At 65.1% G+C, this 20,917-nt stretch carries 9 protein-coding genes, 1 tRNA gene and 3 pseudogenes; 5 read left to right on the forward strand and 8 right to left on the reverse strand.

Annotation, left to right across the window (positions count from 1 at the left end; translation table 11 throughout):
- Positions 1 to 48: 48 nt before the first annotated feature.
- Together ettA and MSG_RS17325 are read right to left on the reverse strand one after the other, a co-directional pair.
- The gene (gene ettA, locus MSG_RS17320) at positions 49 to 1,725 is read right to left on the reverse strand and encodes an energy-dependent translational throttle protein EttA (protein ID WP_096441473.1); all 1,677 of its coding nucleotides are present in this window, start codon (positions 1,723 to 1,725) and stop codon (positions 49 to 51) included.
- Between the two features lie 92 nt (positions 1,726 to 1,817).
- Positions 1,818 to 2,306 (reverse strand): single-stranded DNA-binding protein, encoded by a 489-nt coding sequence (locus tag MSG_RS17325; protein WP_096441475.1) that lies wholly within the window; start codon positions 2,304 to 2,306, stop codon positions 1,818 to 1,820.
- A 319-nt stretch (positions 2,307 to 2,625) separates the two neighbouring features.
- Between MSG_RS17325 and MSG_RS17330 the strand changes: the two are divergent.
- Positions 2,626 to 3,869, forward strand: a pseudogene (locus MSG_RS17330) (DUF222 domain-containing protein).
- A gap of 76 nt (positions 3,870 to 3,945) precedes the next feature.
- On the opposite strand, the gene MSG_RS17335 reads toward MSG_RS17330, so the two are convergent.
- The 5 genes from MSG_RS17335 to lipQ all read right to left on the reverse strand — a co-directional run bounded on the left by MSG_RS17335 (position 3,946) and on the right by lipQ (position 13,043).
- Complete coding sequence (locus MSG_RS17335) at positions 3,946 to 5,958, reverse strand: cytochrome c oxidase assembly protein (RefSeq protein ID WP_096441477.1); 2,013 nt, start codon at positions 5,956 to 5,958, stop codon at positions 3,946 to 3,948.
- A 37-nt stretch (positions 5,959 to 5,995) separates the two neighbouring features.
- Entirely contained in the window at positions 5,996 to 8,371 is a 2,376-nt protein-coding gene (locus MSG_RS17340) for a glycerol-3-phosphate 1-O-acyltransferase (RefSeq protein ID WP_096441479.1), read from the reverse strand.
- Complete coding sequence (locus tag MSG_RS17345; protein ID WP_096441481.1) at positions 8,368 to 10,179, reverse strand: HAD-IB family hydrolase/lysophospholipid acyltransferase family protein; 1,812 nt, start codon at positions 10,177 to 10,179, stop codon at positions 8,368 to 8,370. Before MSG_RS17345 ends, MSG_RS17340 begins: the two co-directional genes overlap by 4 nt.
- Entirely contained in the window at positions 10,176 to 11,645 is a 1,470-nt protein-coding gene (locus MSG_RS17350; protein WP_096444632.1) for a WS/DGAT/MGAT family O-acyltransferase, read from the reverse strand. Before MSG_RS17350 ends, MSG_RS17345 begins: the two co-directional genes overlap by 4 nt.
- Before the next feature lie 150 nt (positions 11,646 to 11,795).
- Entirely contained in the window at positions 11,796 to 13,043 is a 1,248-nt protein-coding gene (gene lipQ, locus MSG_RS17355; RefSeq protein ID WP_096441483.1) for an esterase LipQ, read from the reverse strand.
- Positions 13,044 to 13,229: 186 nt separating this feature from the next.
- Between lipQ and MSG_RS17360 the strand changes: the two genes are divergently transcribed.
- From MSG_RS17360 to MSG_RS17370, 3 genes and pseudogenes are all read left to right on the forward strand, one after another.
- A tRNA-Arg gene (locus tag MSG_RS17360) sits at positions 13,230 to 13,306 on the forward strand.
- A 110-nt stretch (positions 13,307 to 13,416) separates the two neighbouring features.
- A pseudogene (locus MSG_RS17365) lies at positions 13,417 to 14,591 on the forward strand (IS481 family transposase).
- A gap of 487 nt (positions 14,592 to 15,078) precedes the next feature.
- Positions 15,079 to 17,958 (forward strand): MMPL/RND family transporter, encoded by a 2,880-nt coding sequence (locus tag MSG_RS17370; RefSeq protein ID WP_096441485.1) that lies wholly within the window; start codon positions 15,079 to 15,081, stop codon positions 17,956 to 17,958.
- A gap of 204 nt (positions 17,959 to 18,162) precedes the next feature.
- Here the strand turns inward: MSG_RS17370 and MSG_RS25365 are convergent.
- A pseudogene (locus MSG_RS25365) lies at positions 18,163 to 18,291 on the reverse strand (heme-binding protein); the annotation flags it as partial.
- A gap of 510 nt (positions 18,292 to 18,801) precedes the next feature.
- On the opposite strand from MSG_RS25365, the gene MSG_RS25690 reads away from it, so the two are divergent.
- Positions 18,802 to 20,907: a PPE family protein gene (locus MSG_RS25690; protein WP_232011069.1), complete on the forward strand. Its 2,106-nt coding sequence runs from the start codon at positions 18,802 to 18,804 to the stop codon at positions 20,905 to 20,907.
- Positions 20,908 to 20,917 lie beyond the last annotated feature (10 nt).

The raw sequence follows: 20,917 nt of genomic DNA on the forward strand, positions 1-20,917 counted from the left end.
GATAGCTCCCACTTCACGACTAAGCGCCTGCGCTGGCTGGACCTGACCTTAGCCCCGCGTGAGCTTGCGGTGGGTGACCCGGTGCGGCCTGGCGGCCTCGGCTCCGAGCCGTTCCACCTTGTTTTCCTCGTAGGCGCCGAAGTTGCCCTCGAACCAGAACCATTTGGCCTCGTTGTCGTCGTCGCCCTCCCAGGCCAGGATGTGCGTGCACGTCCGGTCGAGGAACCAGCGGTCGTGGGAGATCACCACGGCGCAGCCCGGGAACTTCTCCAGGGCGTTTTCCAGCGAACCCAGCGTTTCGACGTCGAGGTCGTTGGTCGGCTCGTCGAGCAGGATCAGGTTGCCGCCCTCTTTCAGCGTGAGCGCCAGGTTCAGCCGGTTGCGCTCGCCACCGGACAGCACGCCGGCCGGCTTCTGCTGGTCCGGCCCCTTGAACCCGAACGCCGAGACGTAGGCGCGCGACGGGATCTCGTTCTGGCCCACCTCGATGTAATCGAGGCCATCGGAGACGACTTCCCACACCGTCTTCTTGGGGTCGATACCGGCGCGGGACTGGTCCACGTAGCTGAGCTTGACGGTTTCGCCGACCTTGACCGTCCCGCTGTCCGGCTGTTCCAGCCCGACGATCGTCTTGAACAGCGTCGTCTTGCCGACACCGTTGGGACCGATGACGCCGACGATGCCGTTGCGGGGCAGGGTGAACGACAGGTCCTTAATCAGGGTGCGCCCGTCGTAGCCCTTGTCGAGGTGCTCGACCTCGACGACCACGCTGCCCAGACGGGGCCCGACGGGGATCTGGATCTCCTCGAAGTCGAGCTTGCGCGTTTTCTCGGCTTCGGCGACCATCTCCTCGTAGCGCTGCAGCCGGGCCTTGTTCTTCGCTTGCCGCGCCTTGGCCCCCTGCCGCACCCAGGCCAGCTCCTCGGTCAACCGCTTCTGCAGCTTGGCGTCCTTGCGGCCCTGCACCGACAGCCGCTCGGCTTTCTTCTCCAGGTAGGTCGAGTAGTTGCCCTCGTAGGGATAAGCGCGGCCCCGGTCGAGTTCCAGGATCCATTCGGCGACGTTGTCCAGGAAGTAGCGGTCGTGCGTCACCGCCAGCACCGCGCCCGGGTAGCTGGCCAGATGCTGTTCGAGCCACTGCACGCTCTCGGCGTCGAGGTGGTTGGTCGGCTCGTCCAGCAGCAGCAGGTCGGGTTTGCTCAGCAGCAGCTTGCACAGCGCCACGCGGCGCCGCTCACCACCGGAGAGGTTTGTCACCGGTTCGTCGGGGGGCGGGCAGCGCAGCGCATCCATCGCCTGCTCGAGCTGGGAGTCCAGGTCCCACGCGTCGGCGTGATCCAGCTCCTCCTGCAGCCGGCCCATCTCCTCCATCAGTTCGTCGGAGTAGTCGGTGGCCATCAGCTCGGCGACCTCGTTGAAGCGGTCGAGCTTGACCTTGATCTCGCCGAGGCCCTCCTCCACGTTGCCGCGAACGGTCTTCTCCTCGTTCAACGGAGGCTCCTGCTGCAGGATGCCTACGGTGGCGCCGGTGGCCAGGAAGGCCTCGCCGTTGTTCGGCTTGTCCAAACCGGCCATGATCCGCAAGACGCTCGACTTACCGGCGCCGTTGGGGCCCACGACACCGATCTTGGCGCCCGGATAGAAGCTCAGGGTGACGTCGTCCAGGATCACCTTGTCGCCGTGCGCCTTGCGGACCTTCTTCATCGTGTAGATGAACTCAGCCATGCCGCGGTATTGCCTTTCTGGTCTTCGAGAATGATCTCGCCGACCATCCTAGGCACCGCCGCAGGGTCGAGGCCCGACGACCAACCCGTCGGCTAGGCCGACAGGGGCAGCGGGTCGCGGCGTTCGGAGCCGTCGCCGGCTGCCACGGCCTCGTCGCCGTCGGTACTGTCCTCGGCGGTCTTGTCGGCATCGGCGGCCGGCGCGGCGTTCGCGTCGGGGCCGGTGTAGCCGGGCTTCTCGATCCGCACGATGGCCCGCGACACGTCGGGGCCGACCGAGGTCGCGCGCATCTCCAGCGACGAACGGCGATTGCCGTCCCGGTCCTCGTACTCGCTGGTGTACACGTGGCCCACCGCGATGACCGGGGCACCCTTGCCCAGCGCGGCACCCACCCCGGTGACCAACTTTCCCCAGCAGTTGACGGTGATGAACAGGGAGTTCCCCGCCTCCCAGCCGCCGTCCGCGGTCCGGCGGCGCGAATTGCTGGCCACCCGGAACTTGATGACCTCCTGGTTGCCGACCTGCCGACGCTCGGGGTTGTTGACGATGTGACCGACAACGGTCAGTGGGGTTTCGAACATTGCCTCAGTTTCCTTTCCTAGCTATCCGCAGATAGCGCTCTCGTGTGGTGCCCATTCAGCGGCACGGCACCGTCACGCCAGATGCGAACGGCGCGCCGGCCGCTTCCACTGTTGAGATACCTGGGACTGTGGATAGCTTTCTTGCTGCGGACGCGCGTTTCAGGCCGAGTTATGAGAGGTAGTCAGCCGGGTCGTTGGCTTCAACCTGGACCAACGCGCCAATGACCAAACGGGTTGTCCCCATGGGCGATTGATGGCATTGGTACCGGTGCGGATTTGGTGGCCAAATGTTGTCGGACTGTTCTGCTTTGATGGCGTTATGTCGTTCCCTGCAGCGCCTCCGTTGGTCGAAAATGTTGCGCGGCGTGTGGATGTGTTGTTCGAGGAGTTGGCGGAGTTGGCGGGTCAGCGCAATGCGATTGATGAGCGCATTGTGGAGATTGCCGCTGAGATTGATCGCGACGGGCTCTGGGGCGTGACGGATGCGCGGTCGGTGGCGGCATTGATGGCCTGGAAGCTGGGGGTGTCGTCGGGCAACGCCCAGACGATCACCACGGTGGCGGGCCGGCTCGAGGAATTTCCGCGCTGCGTCCAGGGCATGGCCGCGGGGCGGTTGTCGTTGGATCAGGTCGGGGTGATCGCGGCGCGCGCCGCCGAGGGCTCTGACGATCATTATGTGCAGCGGGCGCAGGTGGCCACGGTCAATCGGCTGCGTACCGCGGTCGCGCTGGAACCGCGCCCGGACCCCGAACCTCGGCCGCAACCGGGGCCGTCGATCACCAAGACCACCGATGAGGCGTTCGCGTGTTGGCGCATCCGGCTTCCGCACGCCCAGGCGGCAACGTTTGAGGCGGCGTTGGCGTCGCATCGGGAGGCGTTGGTCGCCGAATGGAAGCGCGACCGCGGCCAAGGTGAGCGCGCGTCAGAGACGGCGCCGCCGTTGTCGGGCACCCTGGAGGCGTTTCTGCGTCTGGTCGAGACGGGCTGGGATGTCGAGGCGGTGCGCCGACCCCACGGGCAACGCACCACGGTGGTGGTGCACGTCGACGCCACCACGGGTGCTGCGGCGTTGCATCTGGGTCCGCTGCTGTCCGACGCCGAGCATGGCTACCTGACCTGTGAGACCACCGGTGAAGTCTGGTTCGAGCGCAATGGAGAGGTCATTGGTGTCGGCCGGAGCACGCGGTTGATCAGCCGGCGGCTGCGCAGCGCGCTCGAGCACCGCGACCGGGCGTGTGGGGTGCCCGGGTGTGGGGCTACCCCCGGCCTGCACGCCCACCATCTGCGGCATTGGCAGGACGGCGGGCCCACCGAATTGGGCAACCTGGTGCTGGTGTGCCCGTATCACCACCGGCAACACCACCAGGGCGCCATCACCCTGACCGGGCCCGCCGCCGAACTCGTCGTCACCGACAGCGACCGACACCGGCTAGACCCAGGATCGCTGGCGCGCCCGCAGACCCAGGCCCGGCCCGACGTTCCACCGTGCCCTGGCCCCACTGGCGAACGCGCCAATGGTGGTGGTACACACCCTTCCAACCCCCACCACCCCTACCCAACTAGCGTGAAATCGAAGCTGGAACACGTTGACATATAACGGCTTTCGCATGCGCCATGCACGTGTCACCGAGGCCGCGGGTCAGCCCGGTCCCTGGGGTGGACGCCGGGCCATCTCGGCCAGCATCGCGTTGTAGGCGGTCAACTCGGCGTCATTGTCGCGGTCGGCCGCCCGGTCCAGCCGCCGAGCGGTCCGCTCGTCACTGCGCGCCCACTGCACCAGCAGCGCGAGCATCACGATCACCAGTGGCACCTCGCCCGCCGCCCAGGCGATTCCACCACCGAGCCGCTGATCGCCAAGCAGATCGGTATGCCAGCTCAGGCCCAACGACCGGTAGTAGACGGCGCCGAGCACCCGTTGCGTGCTCATCAGCTCGACCCCGAAGAACGCATGCAGCGGCAGCGAGGCGAACACCACGCCCACCTTGGCCAACGGCGGGATCGGCCGCGGCGTCGGGTCGACGCCGATCACCACCCAATAGAAGAGGTAACCGCTGAGCAGAAAGTGCACATTCATCGCCAGATGCCCGGCATGACTGCTCACTGCGTCGTCAAAGATGCTGCCGAAGTACAGCCCGTAGAAGCCCGCGACGAACAAGATCGTGGCCACTATCGGATTGGTCAGCAACCGCGACACCCTGCTGTGCAGGGCGGCCAACAGCCATTCACGCATCCCGGGTGGATCGTCGCGGCCGGCGGCGGGCAACGCCCGCAGCGCCAGACTCACCGGCGCACCCAGCACCAGCAGGATCGGCGTCAACATCGACAGCCCCATGTGCGCAACCATGTGCATGCTGAACATCGCGGGCATGTAGCGACCGACGCCCGAGGAGGTGACAAACAGCAACGTCAGGCAGCCCAATAGCCAGGCAACCACCCGGCCGGGCGGCCAGAGATCGCCACGGCGACGCAACCGCACCACCGCCGCCACATACAGCGCCGCGAAAACAATTGCGGCCGAACCGAAGATCAGATCGAAGCGCCAGTCGAACAGAATCCGGGCCACCGTGGGCGGGCCGGCGAAGTCGTAACCGATCTCGGCTTCGGGGATCGACGGCAGCCGGGCCGGGGGCGGCGGTGGCGGGGTGCGGCCCAGCCCGACGGCGATACCGAACGTCACGCCGAACAGGGCCGCCTCGATCAGCGCCAACCGGGTCAGCACCCGCTTGGATCCCGGATTCGCTTGCACCGCAACGACTCCGGATCGTCGCTGCCGCCAGCCCAGGACACCGAGCAGACCGAGCGCGACGAACTTGGCTACCACCAACCGCCCGTATGCGGTGCCCAGCAGATCGGGCGGCGACACCCGCACCAGCGCGTTGGCACTCCCGCTGAGTCCCATCGCAACCCAGCACCACAGGGCGATCGCGGAGAAACGGCGGGCCGCCAGGTCGAGGTGAGCACCGCCGCGCAGCGCGTGGGCCAGCAGCGCCAGCAGACCGCCTGCCCACACGCTGGCGGCGGCGAGGTGAATCAGCAGGCCGTTGGTGGCCAGGTCGTGCGCGCCGCCGGCCGACGAGTGGCCGGTCAGGCCGAGCGGGATCAGGGTGATCAGCGATCCGGCCAGCAGCGGCGGCGTCCACGACCAGCGCAGCACGGCCAGGCTCGCCAACGTGACCAGCGCGGCCAGCACCGCGGTCCAGCGCCAGGCGGAGGCCGTGTTGATCAGGTCGGCCAGCGTCCAGATCGTCGCCGGATTGAGGTGATCGCTCAGCGGGTGACCGGATACATCGGAAATCGTCAGCGGGATCAGCAGGGCCGCGCACACCGCCCACACCCCCGACGCCGCCGTGCCCAGTCGCAGCGCCCGGTATCCGGCCGCGTCGAGCACCCCGGTCTTTTGCGGTGACACCAGGAACGCCGCGAACAGAAACGACCCGACGGCCAGCACCGCCGCGATCTCGCCCACCGCCCGGACGAACGGCAGGCCCAGCGTGGTGGCCGGCCCGGGATCGGGCAAGCCGGTGGCCGTCAGCGCATCGGCCAGCGACAGGGCCCCGATCCCGGCGGCCGTGCAGCCGGCCAGCGCCGCGACTGCGGCGAGCAGCGGCCACACCAGCGCATGCCCCCTGCCGGTGGACTGGTCGACCGTCATGTGTCCAGGGTATGAGCGCGCCCCGGGGCGGCCCGCACTACCCGGCGTGCCCGTCCGGACGAGCCCGGCGGGCTCGGGACTCGCGGGCGACGAACTGATTGCGGGAGATGCGCTCGACGTAGTCGAAATCGCGCAGAATGGCTCGCAATTCCCGCCGGAACGCGACCCGGCGTTCGTCGAGATCGTCGGCTGAACCGATCAGACCCTGGTCGACGACGACCTGGCGGGCGGTGGCAAACAGTAGCGTCGACACCGATTCGCTGCTGCGGACCCGGGTTTGCGCCACGTACTGCTGGCCGATCCCGAGGGCCAGGTTGGTCAGCTCCTTTTCGCCGACGTCCGCCGGGGTGTCGCGCAGGACGTCGGCGAAAAGCTCGTAGGCCTCGAAGAACACGCGCAACATCGCGTCCGACATCAACGGCCGCTTGCCGAACAGCAGGGCGTCGATCTCCTCGCCCCCGGCGACGACGTGCGCTTCCCAGTCATCGTGCCATGCCATCTCTTCGGCGACGTTGTTCCGGAAAGCCGCCGAGTCGGCGAAATAGAAATCGAATTTCAGCAGATCGCGCAGCCGCAGCGCCTGCGCCCAGAACGCGGCCATGCGATCGCCCTGAGCGTCCGGGGCGTTACGTGCATGCGCGAGGGCGAGTTCGACGATCGAAGTCTCGAGGAACGCGTGGATCACCGAGTTCCGATAGAACGCCGCGGCATGCTCGTCGTCGGGCGCGATGAGCCACACGGGCTCGCGCCCGCTGTCGACCCGGCTGATCGGGTGCCCGTTCGACAAGGCGTCGACTGCCGATCGAACGCCGTCGCGGGTGCGCAGCCGCAGCGCGCTGGTCGACACCGGAGCTTGTTTGCGGTCAAGGTAATCCAGCGAATCCTGCAGGGTGTGGTGCAACTGATCCAGGGTCAGCGCCGCACCGCGCGTGGTCAGCAGCAGCGCGCACACGAGACCGGTCGCGGTCACGGGGGTCGCCCGCAGGATCCGCCACGCAACCTCGAACGACATCTTCTGCAGTGCAAGCCTTTTCGCGTCCTTGTCGTGGGTGAGCGGGCCATGCGGCGGCCCGAGATGCTGCCGCATCGACACCGCCTCGGGGAAGCGGACGTAGATCTTGCCGTAATTGCGCTCGCCCTGGGCTTTGATGAAGTTGTACAGCCAGCCGACACCCTCGGGTGTCTTCTCCCCGCCGCGGGCGTAGGCGGCGTACTCGGCCGTCTCGTGCAACTGATCGAAGCTGATCGAAACCGGTTGCAGCAGAATGTCTTCGCTGCGGCCGTCCAGGTACGCGTCAGCCACGTAACTCGTCAGGCCGAGCTTGGGCGGCAGCATCTTGCCGGTGCGCGACCGGGTGCCCTCGATCGACCAGCTGAGGTTGAATCGCTTTTCGACGATGTAGCCGACGTACTCGCGCAACACATATTTGTAGAGTGGGTTCTCACCGATGTTGCGCCGGATAAAGATGACACCGGACCGTCGCAGTAGCGGGCCCAGCAACCCGAACGACAGGTTGATGCCGGCGAACACGTGGACCGGCGGCAGCCGGTTCTCCTGCATCGCCACCGGCACCACCGCGCCGTCGATGTAGGAACGGTGCGAAAACAGCAGCACCGCCGGATGGACCTCCAGCCCGGCGCGCACCGCCGCGACTTGATATTCGTCGTAGTCGATCTCCGGTTCGAACCCGCGGCTGATCATTCGGCCCAACACGCCGACGAGGTCGACGGACGCGCGGCTCCACCCGGTGGACAGTTCGTCGAGCATCTCGCCGGCCTCGTCCACGGTCGCGCCGGGGATCTTGGCCAGCCCCGCGCGAAAGCGGGCGGACGCCAGGATCTCTGGCTTCATCAGCCGCGGGGACTTGTACTGGGGCCCCAGAATCCGGTATTCGGCGCGTTCCAGCGCCAAGACCGCGCGGCGCGCGACGAACTCGGCGAAATCGCGGTCGTCCTCGCCGACGGTGGTCTCGCTCCATTGCTGACGCAGCTCGGACACCTTCGCCGCCTCGCCGGTGACCACCCGGGCTCGGCGCGGGTCGTCGCGCACGATGAGACGCTGCTGACGTTCGTTGGGGTGGTAGGGATCTCGGCTCGGCAGCAGCCCGGCAAGCTTGGCGATTCGGCCGCGGTCGGGAGGCGGCAGCCAGAACACCCGCACCGGCACGATCGACCGGTCTCCCCCAGCTTCGAGGCCGCACCGGAGCTGTTCGACCAGCGGCTGCAGCGCTGTCGGCGCTCCGTCGACGGACGGCAGCTTCAGCACGTCGAACTGCACGCCCGGACTGCGGGCCCGCTGATGATCCAGCCAATCCATCACCAGCTGTGTTTCCACGGCGGACTCCATGGACGCTAATACCAGCGAGTCTCGCGCGGTCAGGATCGCGCTGGTATCTGCGGCCGGTTGGCTCACGTGTGTCCTTCGGACTGCCCGATCGTCGACTCGGCGCCGCCCACCTGGTCCGGCGCAGGTGCCTCGCCGTCGGTGCGGGCCGCCTCGGCGGCATTCGAATTCGTTTGCGGCGGACTATTTTTGGCTGGAGCCTTGTTGGCCCTAGCGGGAGCCTTCTTCGCCGCGGCCTTCTTGACAGGAGCCTTCTTCGCCGCGGCCTTCTTGGCAGGAGCCTTCTTCGCCGCGGCCTTCTTGGCAGGAGCCTTCTTCGCCGGAGCCTTCTGGGCGGCCGGCTTGGCTCGCAACCGTGGCGCCGCCTCCGGCTCGGCGGACACATCGACCGCGGGCACCTCGTCGACGGGCCAGTCGGCCAAGGTGTCCAGATACAGCTGGCGCACCTCGGCAATGTGCTCCGGCAGCGTCTCAAGGGTCCAGTCCTGGACCGAAATCGGCGGCAATACCGCGACGTCCACCGTGCCGGGATTGATCGTGCTGGAGTTTCGGGCTGCGACGAGTTCCGCATTGCGAATCACGATGGGCACGATCGGAATTCCCACCGCCATCGCGATGCGGAACGGCCCCTTCTTGAACGGCCCGACCTCCGTGGTGTCCAACCGGGTCCCTTCGGGGGCCATGACGATCGAGAGTCCCTTTCGGGCCCGGTCCTCGACCGTATGCAGCGTTTCCAGCGCCCCGACCGGGTCGTCCCGGTCGATGAACACGCCGTCCAGCGCCCAGCCGAGGGTACGCATGATCGGATTTTTCTCTAGTTCCTTTTTCGCCACGGCAATCCAATTGTCGCGCACCAGCGCACCAGCGATGATCGGGTCGACCTGGTTGCGATGGTTGTAGATGAACATCGCCGGGCGCTGCGCCGTCAGGTTTTCCTGTCCGATGACGTTGAGCCGCACACCGGTGGTCGCGAGCACGGTCTGAGGAAAAGTCGACGTGAAGAAATTGGCGCCCCGCCGCCGGCTATTGGTCAGCAGGCCAAGCCACACCGCACCGGCTCCCACCGGGAACAGCGAACTCAAGCCGGCGATGGTCCGCACCTGCCGCCGAAGGCCCACGGGGCCTCGGCTGTCGAACTCCAGAATCGGCCAGCCGCGGCGCCTTGCCACCGCGGCCATCTTCCCTTCGGGATTGGTAGGCCGCGGATTGCCGACCAGGTACATCAGGGCGACGTCCTCGTCGCCGTCGGCGTAGAAGTAACTGTCTTTGAGGTCGATGCCATTGTCGGCGGCAAAGCGTTGTACCGCAGCCGCCTTCCCCGGCCCCCACAGGATGGGCTTGACGACATCGCCGGTCAGGAACCCGTCGTCGTTGGTCTCGAACGCGTTGGTGAGCGTGTTCACGATCCCGAGGAAGCGCGCGACCGGGTTGACCTGGATGGTCAGGGCCGACGAGCTGAGCACGACGGTGTGGCCGCGGGCCACGTGAGCCCGCACCAGCTCGCGCATCTCCGGGTAGATCCGGGACTCGATCCGCTGGACGAACAGCCGCTCGCCGATCTCCTCCAAGTCATCGATCAGCCGGCCGGCCAGCGCCGCCGAGGCCTTGACGATCAGGTCTTCGAATTCGAGTCGCCCGAGGCGGTGGTTCAGGCCGGCCTGAACCATATTGAGCAGCTCGCCCACCCCCATGTCGCGTCGGCGCAGGCGCTCCTGAGTGAGGATGATCGCGGTGAAGCCTGCGACCAGGGTTCCGTCCAAATCGAAAAACGCACCGACATGGGGACCCGGTGGGCTGGAGAGGATCTCGGCGACCGAGCCGGGCAGCCGTAAATCTGCTGGCGCAGTAGCTGTCTCACGGTCCTTGGCGGCGCTCACGAGCTCGCCACTGTTCGTGCCGACGTCGCCGGCTCGGCGAACGAAGCGGGCACCGCGCGCGGCGGCGGGTCATCGGCCAGCGCCAGGATCTCGTCGAAGCCCTCCAGCAGGCACTGGGCGAACAATGCCTCGTTGCGCACCGCCGCCCTGTCGTAGCGCGCGGTGATGGTGCACCACCCGCCGCGCGAAATCAGCACCACCATCATCGCCACACCTGGTAGCGGGCCAATGCCGTACTGCCGCAACACTTTTGCACCGGCGATGTAGGTGTCGCCCGGGTAGACCGGGACATTGCTGGCCTGCACGTCGGAGCCGACCACCGATCCGGTGATGCCCTCCAGCACGGTGGTCGGCAGCACGCTCAACACCGGCGCCAGCGAACCGATGATGTTCATCGCCGGCTCGTCGCGGCGTTGCGTCAGCTGCGCCCGGATTTTCTTCATCCGCGAGACCGGGTCGACGGTGCCGATCGGCGCGGCGAGGTTGACGCCGGTGAATCGGTTGCCGCCGGCTGTGTCGGCGTCGGCCCGCAGACTGACCGGCACGGCCATCGGCAGCGTGGCGATCGGCACACCGAGGGCCTCGTGGTACCGGCGCAAGGCGCCGCACAGGCCGGCGAGATATGCGTCGTTGATCGATCCTCCACCGGCTTTCGCCGCCTTGTGCAGATCCGAGAGCGGGATGTCGATGGCCTCGGAGCGGGTGGCCAGGCTGCGCCGGCGCAGCAGCGGCGACGGTTCGGCGGCCCGGTTGATCTCCCGCACGCCCGAGGCCGCGTAACCCAGAAGTCCCGACACCGTCGACACCGGTTCCAGTAGCGCTCGCCCGGCCACCGACACCGCCCCCGACAGTGCACTCAGCGTGCCGCCGATGAGCGACACGGGCAGGCGACCGAAGCCCTGGCGCATCAAATCCTTGGGTGACAGATCCTGCGGAACCGGCAGCGGTGGCGTCGGTCGCGCCGGCGGATCACGCTCGAGGTCGTAGATCTCGGCGAACATCTCGACACCGCCGACGCCGTCGGTGACCGCGTGGCTGACATGCAGCAGCGTCGCCGCCTTGCCGTCGGGCAGGCCCTCGACAAGCGTGGCTGTCCACAGCGGCCGCGAGATGTCCAGCGGCGATTGCAGGATCAGCTCGGCCAGGTCGAATACTTCGCGCAGGGTGCCCGGTGGCGACACGTGTACCCGGCGGACGTGGAAGTCGAGGTTGAAATCGGGGTCGACGACCCAGCGCGGGGACGCCGTCGGCAGGGTCGGCACGACCACCTTCTGCCGTAACCGCAACACCTTGCGGGAGGCGTTCTCGAACCGGGTGCGGAATCGCTCCCAGCTGGGCGTGGTGTCCAGAAGCTCCAGCGCCATGATGCCCGAGCGGGTGCGGGGATTGGCCTCGCCGCGGTGCAGCAGATAGTCAACGGGCCCCAGCTCGTCGGGCAGCGCCGCGCGCACGGCGGGCTCAGCCATGATCATCAACTTGATGCGCCAACGCAGTCACCGCAGCTCAAGCCTCCTGCCTCGACCTCACCAACCCCATTGCCACACCAACGCTAGTCGGGTTGACGCGCCGGTGAAAGGCACGATTCGGTCCCTGAAACGGTGCTAGTGACAGGCGATTCAGCCGGCCGACGTAGCCGAGAGCGGCCACGAATCGATCAGCGAACTTTGGCGCTGCCCGTAGACGATCCCCAGGAAGTCGGCCACGGCGGCGGCAGCCAGCTTCGACCGGACGGTGGACAGGATGTCGAATGCGTGGTGCGCATTGGCAAGTTCGGCGTAGGCCACCACGGGGGCCCCCGCATCGCGCATCGCCGCGCAGAAGGTCCGGGCCTGGCCGCACGGAACCAGTTCGTCCTTTTCGCCGTGCAGCACGAAGAACGGTGGAGCCTGGTGGTGCGCGTAGGAGATCGGTGAGGCCGCCTCGAACCGTTCCGGCGTATCGGCGTACCGCGCACGCATCACGAACTGCTCCAGGAACGGCAGCATCAGCTCGTGCATGGCCTCGGGGTTGGTGAAGTCGTAGACGCCGTAATACGGGACGGCGGCCTGAACGGTCGTGTCGGCGGTTTCGAACCCGGGCTGGAACTTGGGGTCGTTGGAGGTGAGCGCGGCCAGGGAGGCCAGGTGTCCGCCCGCCGACCCGCCGGTGATCGCGATGAAGTCCGGGTCGCCACCGTAATCGGCGATGTTCTCGCGGACCCAGGCGATGGCCCGTTTGACGTCGATGAGGTGCGCCGGAAAGGTGCTGCGCGGACTCTTCCGGTAGTCGATCGACACGACGATCCAGCCGAGTTCGGCCATCCGGCTCATCAGCGTGTACGCCTGGCCGCGTTTGCCGTTGACCGCCCACGCCCCACCGGGGACCTGGATCAGCACCGGCGCGCGGCGGCCCGGCGCCATGTCGTGTCGACGCCAGATGTCGAGAAGATTGTCCCGACCACCGGGGCCGTAGGAGATGTCCGAGGTTTGCGCCGCGTACCGGCGGTGCGGCCCGGGGCGCTGCAGCCAACCGCCGCGAGGGGCGCACTCGGTCGCCTCGCAGTTCGGGTGGCAGACCAGGTCGGCGTAATCGGCGCCGAACGACTCCACGAGGGCGGCGGTCAGCGCCTGGTCGGCCTTTTGCGCGGCCCAGGATTTGCCGACACGTCCGATGGACGGGCGTGGCACCCGGGACAGCGCGTGCCCGGTCACCACATGCGGGGGAAATTCCGTGGACAGCCAGCCGGCGAACCAGCCCAGCGCGGACGGGGAGCCGCGCACCAGCAGCACGCCGGCCTGGTAGGCGCCGCGGGCATCGGCGGTCAGCCGCCACGCCTGGACGCCCGCCCGTGCGTACCGCGACGTCATGCTCATGACCATGCTCATTGCTACGCCACCCCTCGACGCCTATGCACACGCCTCGTTGCGGTTAACGGCCGTTTACCGGCCGGTGATGTACGTGTGTCGAGGGGCCAACGATAACCGATAAATGGCGTGCGCGAAGGTTTTTCGCACGCGTGGCGGCGGCGGATCGGACACTCGGTCCCCGTTCGATAGACTGACCTGCGCATTGCCTCCGTAGCTCAGGTGGATAGAGCAAGGGCCTTCTAATCCCTAGGTCGCACGTTCGAGTCGTGCCGGGGGCGCCAAAACGGTGTATGACCTCGGTTGATGCTTGACATTTTGTCTTCGGGTGATGCCTGACAGTGTTTCGGCTGATGGTTGACAGTTACATCGGTTGATCCTTGACACTCCTTCGATGAGGGAGTTATCCGTGGCCGAGCAGAGGTATCAGGCCGTGTTAGCGGTGATCAGCGATGGGTTGTCGATCTCGCAGGTCGCCGAGAAGGTTGGGGTGTCGCGCCAGACGCTGCACTCCTGGTTGGCCCGCTATGAGGCCCAGGGTCTTGAGGGCCTGGTGGATCGGTCGCATCGGCCGGTGAGGTGTCCGCATCAAATGCCCGCGCAGGTCGAGGCGGTGCTGTTGGAGTTGCGCCGCTCGCGCCCGTATTGGGGGCCGCGGCGGTTGGTGTTCGAGCTTGCTAAACGCCAGGTGTCGCCGCTGCCTTCGGAGTCAGCGGCCTACCGGGCCTTGGTGCGGGCGAACATGATCGATCCGAGTCTGCGGGATCGGCGCTCGCGCAAGTGAAAACGCTGGGAGCGCGGGGCGCCGATGGAGTTGTGGCAGATGGACATTGTGGGCGGATTCCCCCTGGCCGATGGCACCAGCGCCAAAGCCCTGACCGGAATCGATGATCACTCGCGGATGTGTGTCTGTGCGCGGCTGATGGCCCGGGAGCGCACCCGGGCGGTCTGCGACGGGCTACGCGCAGCACTACATACCTACGGGGCACCCGAACAGATCTTGACCGATAACGGCAAGGTGTTCACCGGGCGGTTCAATCACCCCGTGGTCGAGGTGCTCTTTGATCGGATCTGCCGCGAACACGGCATCGAGCATCTGTTGACCCAGCCACGCAGCCCCACCACGACCGGCAAAATCGAGCGGTTCCACCGCAGCATGCGCGCGGAATTCCTCAGCAGCACACCACCGTTCGCGAACCTCAAGGCAGCCCAGCAGGCCCTCGATGAATGGGTGGCCTACTACAACAGCGCCCGCCCGCATCAGTCGCTGGACATGGCCACCCCTGCACAGCGGTTCACCCCGGCGGCTCCACCCCCGCCGATGCTGGCGTTACCTGCGGCTGATCGCACCGGTGATGAGTGGGTCAGCCGCCGGGTGTGTTCCAACGGCATCGTGTGTGTCGTGGCAGCAAGTCTGCATCGGACGCCACCACGCCGGCGCCCGCTGTGATGTCCACGTCGACGGGGAACTGCTGCGGTTTTTCATCGGCGACGAACTCGTCAAAACCGCCGCACGTAAAAGTAGCGACGAGAAACAAACGGGCCCTGCGCACCAACACAGGGACCTAAAACACAACACGAGTGTCAAGGATCAACCGACACAGAAACGTCAACCATCAACCGACACTGAACAGGGGCGCCAAAACGATTGGATGACCTCGGTTGATGCTTGACATTTTGTCTTCGGGTGATGCCTGACAGTGTTTCGGGTTATGCGCGACAGTGTTTCGGCTGATGCGTGACAGCCAGTTCGTCGGCAACGCCTCGAGCACCGCGGCCACGATCCAATATTGCCCGCAAAGCCCGGATTCCCAGAGTCTTAAATGCCGGTTGGTCGCGCATCGACCCAGCGTGCCTGCTCCTGTTGCGAGGATTGCGACGATCTTGCCTGCGGTTCCAGAACATCGCGCGGTGCAAGAATTGTCACACTATCGGCTCGTGCACTGTGCGGTGGGACCAGAGCCGAGAAGATAACTCGTGGGGTGAACACATCTACTCCGTGGGGTGAACACTTCTACCCCGCTGCCTGCCGAAGGCCTTATGAGCGACGAAACACATGCGTAATGCACACGGCACGCGGTCCCGCGTGACCCTCACCATCCACCGGTTTGCCGTGCCCATCATCTTGGCATGGCTTGCGCTCACCGCCATTCTGACCGTCTGCGTGCCCTCGCTCGAGCGGATCGAAAAATCGAACGCTGTATCGCTCAGCTTGAGCGACGCGTCGTCGTTCGAGGCGACCACTCGTATTCATAAAGACTTCAACGAGTCCGACTCCAACAGCTTGGCGATGATCGTTCTAGAAGGTCAGCAACCCCTAGGCGAGACTGCGCACAGGTACTACGACGGTTTGATTCGTCAGTTGGAAAGCGATCCGAGCCATGTGTCCCAAGTCCAGAATTTCTGGGGCAACCCGCTGACGTCGAGCGCCGCCCAAAGTGCTGACGGTAAAGCCGTTTACGTGCAGTTGAGCCTTGCCGGTAATCCGGGGGCGGCCTCGGGCGAAGAATCCGTGGCGGCGGTCCGCAACCTGGTGGATCTCACAAAGCCCCCGCCAGGGATTCATGCCTATGTCACCGGCCCCGCGTCGATCGTCTCGGATATGAGCCAAAGCGGCGACCGAACGCTTATCACGGTCACGGCGGTGAGCATCGGGGTGATCTTCATCATGATGATGCTGGTCTATCGCTCGATCGCCATTGTCATCATTTTATTGGCGACGGTCGGGATAGAACTACAAATGGCCCGGGGAATTGTGGCATATCTCGGCTATCACCAGCTTGTCGGCCTGACGACTTATACCGTCAATCTGTTGGTGTCCGCCTGCATCGCGGCCGGGACCGACTATGGGATTTTCTTTATTGGCCGCTATCAAGAGGCTCGCCAAAGCGGCGAGGATCGGGTAACCGCCCTTGACACCACCTATCGCGGAACTGCGCAGGTTGTGATGGCCTCTGGCGTGACGATAGCCGGATCGGTATATTGCCTGAGTTTTACTCGGCTGCCCTACTTTCGGCCCCTGGGCATCCCCTGCGCGGTAGGCATCCTCGTAGCGGTCGCAGTAGCCCTTACCTTGGTTCCGGCGGTCCTTGCTGTTGGGGGCCGTTTCGGCTTGTTCGAGCCCAAAAGCAATGTCAAGGCCCGTGGATGGCGGCGAATAGGCACCGCGATCGTCCGATGGCCCGGACCTATTCTCGTGGCGACACTGGCCATCGCGCTCGTCGGATTACTGACATTGCCGGGATACAAACCCGGCTACAACGACCAAGCCTATATCCCCTCTAATATTCCGGCTAATATCGGGTTGGCGGCAGCCCAGAGACATTTTCCCCAGTCTCGCATGATGATGCCCGAGATCCTGTTGGTCGAAGCCGATCATGATCTGCGCAATTCGGCTGATTTCCTGACATTGAACCAGCTAGCCAAAGGCGTTCTCGCGGTTCCAGGAATTTCCATGGTACAAGCGATAACACGGCCCCAGGGAACACCGATAGAGCACGCGACAATACCGTATCTGCTCAGCTTGCAAAATAACTTGCAGCAAGAAGCATTGAAATTTCAAGAAGCTCGCATGAATGACATGTTGAAGCAAGCTGCTGAGATGGCACAGATGATCGCGATCATGAAACATATGTATTTCTTGATGCAACAACTCAACGACATCACACATGCGATGACGGCTACCACGCATCAAGTAGAAGAGAAGACGAACGAAGTGCGCGATCATCTTGCGGATTTCGAAGATTTCTTGCGGCCGATTCGCAGTTACTTCTACTGGGAAAAGCACTGCTATGATATTCCTGTCTGTTTTGCGGTCAGATCTGTATTCGATACCGTCGACGGGGTCGACGAAATTAGCGAGAAGCTGCACAAGCTGGTCGCCGACCTCGATGTGATCGACGTGCTCATGCCGCAGCTGCTGGCACAGCTCCCCCCGCAGATCGCCCTCATGCAGTCGATGCGGATCATGCTGCTGACCATGCACAGCAGCATGGCCGGGGTCTTCGGCTTGATGGACAACATGAATGGCGATGCCAAAGGCATGGGCCAGGCGTTCGATTCGGCTAAAAATGACGACTCTTTCTACCTGCCGCCGGGCGTTCTCAAGGATCCCGGCTTCAGGCGGCTTATGAAGGTCTTCGTGTCGGCGAACGGGAAGGCCGCCCGGATGCTCATTTCACAACGGGGTGACCCGGCGACATCGGACGGTATCTCGCGCGTCGACGAGATAAAGACTGCAGCTGAAGAATCGCTTAAGGGCACGCCGCTAGAGAATGCCAAGATCTATCTCACCGGTACTGCGGCAATGACAAAAGATCTGGTCGACGGGTCTAAATACGATCTATTGATCGCAGCAATTTCTTCGCTCTGCTTCATTTTCGTCGTCATGCTGCTCATCACGCGAAGCTTTATCGCCGCCCTAGTAATTGTGGGCACAGTTCTGCTTTCGCTCGGCGCGTCTTTCGGACTGTCCGTGCTGGTCTGGCAGTATCTTCTGGGCATTGAACTTCACAAGATCGTGCCGGTGATGTCGGTGATCATCCTTTTGGCAGTGGGTTCGGACTACAATTTATTGCTGGTAGCCCGGATGAAAGAGGAAATAGCCGCAGGCATCAATACGGGCATCGTTCGTGCGATGGCCAGCACCGGCAGGGTCGTGACGAACGCGGGCCTGGTGTTCGCGTTCACCATGGCCTCCATGGTGGTCAGCGATCTGCGCAGCTTGGGTCAGGTAGGCACCACAATCGGGCTTGGTCTGCTGTTCGACACGTTGGTAGTGCGGGCGTTCATGACACCGTCCATCGCCGCGCTGCTGGGTCGCTGGTTCTGGTGGCCCCAGCAAGTGCGGCCTCGACCCGCCTCCGCGCTGCTCCGGCCCGCTGGAGCCCGGTGGCTGGTACGTTCGCTTCTGCTGCGTGACAGCCCCACGTTCTGACCACCAGCAGGATGGCGAGTCCGCGCCGTTGCGACGAGCCTGTCCGAGATTCGCGGTGATCGGCACAGTGTCGGCCCGAGCCGACGGGACCACCAGACCGGTTGCGGCTCAACAGAACACAAGCGAGTCAGGCCGGCCACACCGGGACCGGCCAATCGGAGCCCAGGAAGCCTCGTGCTTCATTGCGCGTGTGCAGATGCGTTGTCAAAGGGCGGCGGCGGCTTCGGCGACGGCCTGGTCCTCTTTGCCGCTCCCGCCGCTGACACCGACGGCGCCTACTATCTGGCCGGCATGCCGCAGTGGGATTCCTCCCGCGAAAATCATGACCCTGCCCAGGCTTTGGCCCTGCCCGCGGCAACCACTCGCTTTGCGTCATCGAGAGAAACCGACGCCTGATTTAGGGTCATTTCGCATCCAATTCGTCAATCAGGTTGTCCCGGAACGTGTTCAACACTGGGTTGGCGACAAGGGCTCTCCGATCCGCCGCGCAATGCCCGTCAAGTGAAACCGTGACGCACTGTCCGAGTCAGCACGAAGCTTGTTTGCCGCTGAGCGCCGCAGCCATGAACGTGAGGTAGGGGCGACCGGACAAAGCTGCCGCCAACCAGCGGTGCGCCCGGGGCGGTCGCCGAGCAGCGCAATGGCAAATTACGGCAAACGCAATGTTGGACATTAGGTTGCCGCGACCGACGAGCCGCGCGGTCTCGAAAGATCCAGTGATCAAGCCATTTTCACGTACCCAAGCTAATTCGTCGTAAAATCTGCGGGTCAAGCATGCAGCTACCAACCTGCACGGGTACTCTGCAGCTGAAAATCGGCCATAAACCCCTCGAACGAAAAGACATGGTGGATTTCGCGTTGTTACCGCCGGAGGTGAACTCCGGGCTGATGTACGCCGGACCGGGTCCCGGACCGTTGCTGGCTGCCGCGGCAGCCTGGCAGGCATTGGCCTCCGAGCTGGAGTCCAGCGCGATCGGGTATTCCGCCGTGATCGCGGAGCTGACCGGCCTGTCGTGGTTCGGGCCGTCGTCGCTGGCGATGTCGGGCACGGCCGCCCGCTACGCGGCGTGGCTGCAGGCCGCTGCGGCCCAGGCCGGGCAAACCGCCGCCCAGGCCTACACCGCAGTCGCGGCCTACGAGGCCGCGTTTGCGCTGACGGTTCCCCCGCCGGTGATCGCGGCCAACCGCGCGCAGCTGCTGGCGTTGGTCGCCACCAACTTCTTCGGGCAAAACACCGCGGCGATCGCGGCCACCGAAGCGCAATACCTGCAGATGTGGGTCCAAGACGCCACTGCCATGTACGGCTATGCGGTCGACGCCTCGGCGGCGAGCACCTTGACGTCGTTCGACGAGCCGCCGCAGACCACCAGCGACACGGCGCAAACCGACCAAACGAAGGCGCTGTCGCAGACGGTCTCCAATACCGGTGCGCGCATGCAGAGCTTGATGCAGGCGGTTGACCCCAAACCCACCACCACCACCACCATCGACCCGGGCTCCGTCTACGACGCCGGTTCCTCCGGCGCCGGCCTCTTCGTCGACCAGGGCGGCGTCACCGTCGGCGTGGGCTCCACCTTCGAGTTCCCGGCTGGCTCCACCGTCCAAGCGGGCGCCAACGGCGCCGTCATAACCATCCCCAGTGTGTCCGACTTCCCCGGCCTCACCCTTGGGCCCGGCGCCCTCGTCCCCCAGGCTTACAGCGGTTACACGTTCAGCGTCACGTCCGGCTCCGTGACCGTAAGTTCCGGCGGCACCGTTACGGTCGGTCCCGGCGGCACAGTCACCGGCGGCGTACAAGGCGCCACCGTCAGCGTCACCTCCGGCACCCTGACCCCCGCCGCGGTGACCCCGGCATCGACGACGCCCGCGTCGGCGGCCCCGGCGGCGACTACGACGACCGCAACAACAACGGCAACTACTTCGACGACGTCGACGACGTCGACAACTTCGGCAACATCGTCGACCTCGACGACATCCACGACATCCACGACATCCACGACATCCGGGACGACGTCGGCCGGGACATCGGCGCCCGCGGGGCAACCTTCGGTTCCGGCGGCGCAGCCGCAGTCGGTTGCGGGGGCGCCGCAGGCTGCACCGGCGGCACCGCAGGCCGCTCCGGGTCTGGCCCCGCCGTCGCTCGCGGCACCCGGGGGTGTACCAGCAGCGGTCGTCGGGGGGCCGGCTTCCGTCGGGGGGCCGGCGGCGCTCGGAGATCCGTCGCAGTGGGCTCCCGGGGTGCAGCAGCCTCCATCTTCTGCGCCGAACGTGGCGCTCGGGAAACACGCGAGCGCACAACCGTTCATCTTGGCCCATCCAGGTCAGGCGGCCACAGTCACTTCGGGCGCGACACTGCTGGGTGCCGGCGGTGGCAGCCTTACCACATTCTTTTCCACCAAGCCCTTTTTCAATGGCGGGGAAACCGTGCAAACCAAATTGCAGCATGAAGCATTAGTGCGCGACGCATCGCTTCAATTCGTGACGATCTTGGATAGGTTACAGGGTGAGATCAGTTTGTCGTCGAAGTTCGAATTATCGGCGAGACTTGACGAACTCGTGTCATCCAATCAAGCCGTCAAAAATCTTTTCGAGCAGGTACAGGCCGGCGCGGATGCCGCAACAGCCGATCAGGCGCTTGGGCTCCTTTCGGGTGCCGCGGAACCAACTCCCACACTTGATCAAATTGTAGCCGCCACGTTCGGCTCGACGCTTGGCGAGACACCTCAAATGGCAGAATTCAGCAGCCTTATGACTGAGATCAAATTCATAATGCCCAGCGATGTCTTGTTAAAAGCCCAGTACGCCGCGATCGCCACACTTTTTGCGGCCCATATCTCCGAGGCCGACGCACCGGCGAGCCAATGGAGCCAAGTCTCGAGTGCGGCCATCGGTGACCTGATAGGCGCAGTACGAAGCGATTTCGGTTTGGACCCAATAACGCTGACCTAAGGATGGCAAG

This window comes from Mycobacterium shigaense (genome assembly GCF_002356315.1).
Taxonomy (GTDB): domain Bacteria; phylum Actinomycetota; class Actinomycetes; order Mycobacteriales; family Mycobacteriaceae; genus Mycobacterium; species Mycobacterium shigaense.

Excerpts from the sequence above, each read along its gene's own strand:
- MSG_RS17350 (WP_096444632.1), bottom strand. The coding sequence starts at position 11,645 with ATGGCTGAGCCCGCCGTGCGCGCGGCGCTGCCCGACGAGCTGGGGCCC.
- ettA (WP_096441473.1), bottom strand. The coding sequence starts at position 1,725 with ATGGCTGAGTTCATCTACACGATGAAGAAGGTCCGCAAGGCGCACGGC.
- MSG_RS17370 (WP_096441485.1), top strand. The coding sequence starts at position 15,079 with ATGCGTAATGCACACGGCACGCGGTCCCGCGTGACCCTCACCATCCAC.
- MSG_RS17325 (WP_096441475.1), bottom strand. The coding sequence starts at position 2,306 with ATGTTCGAAACCCCACTGACCGTTGTCGGTCACATCGTCAACAACCCC.
- lipQ (WP_096441483.1), bottom strand. The coding sequence starts at position 13,043 with ATGAGCATGGTCATGAGCATGACGTCGCGGTACGCACGGGCGGGCGTC.
- MSG_RS25690 (WP_232011069.1), top strand. The coding sequence starts at position 18,802 with ATGGTGGATTTCGCGTTGTTACCGCCGGAGGTGAACTCCGGGCTGATG.
- MSG_RS17335 (WP_096441477.1), bottom strand. The coding sequence starts at position 5,958 with ATGACGGTCGACCAGTCCACCGGCAGGGGGCATGCGCTGGTGTGGCCG.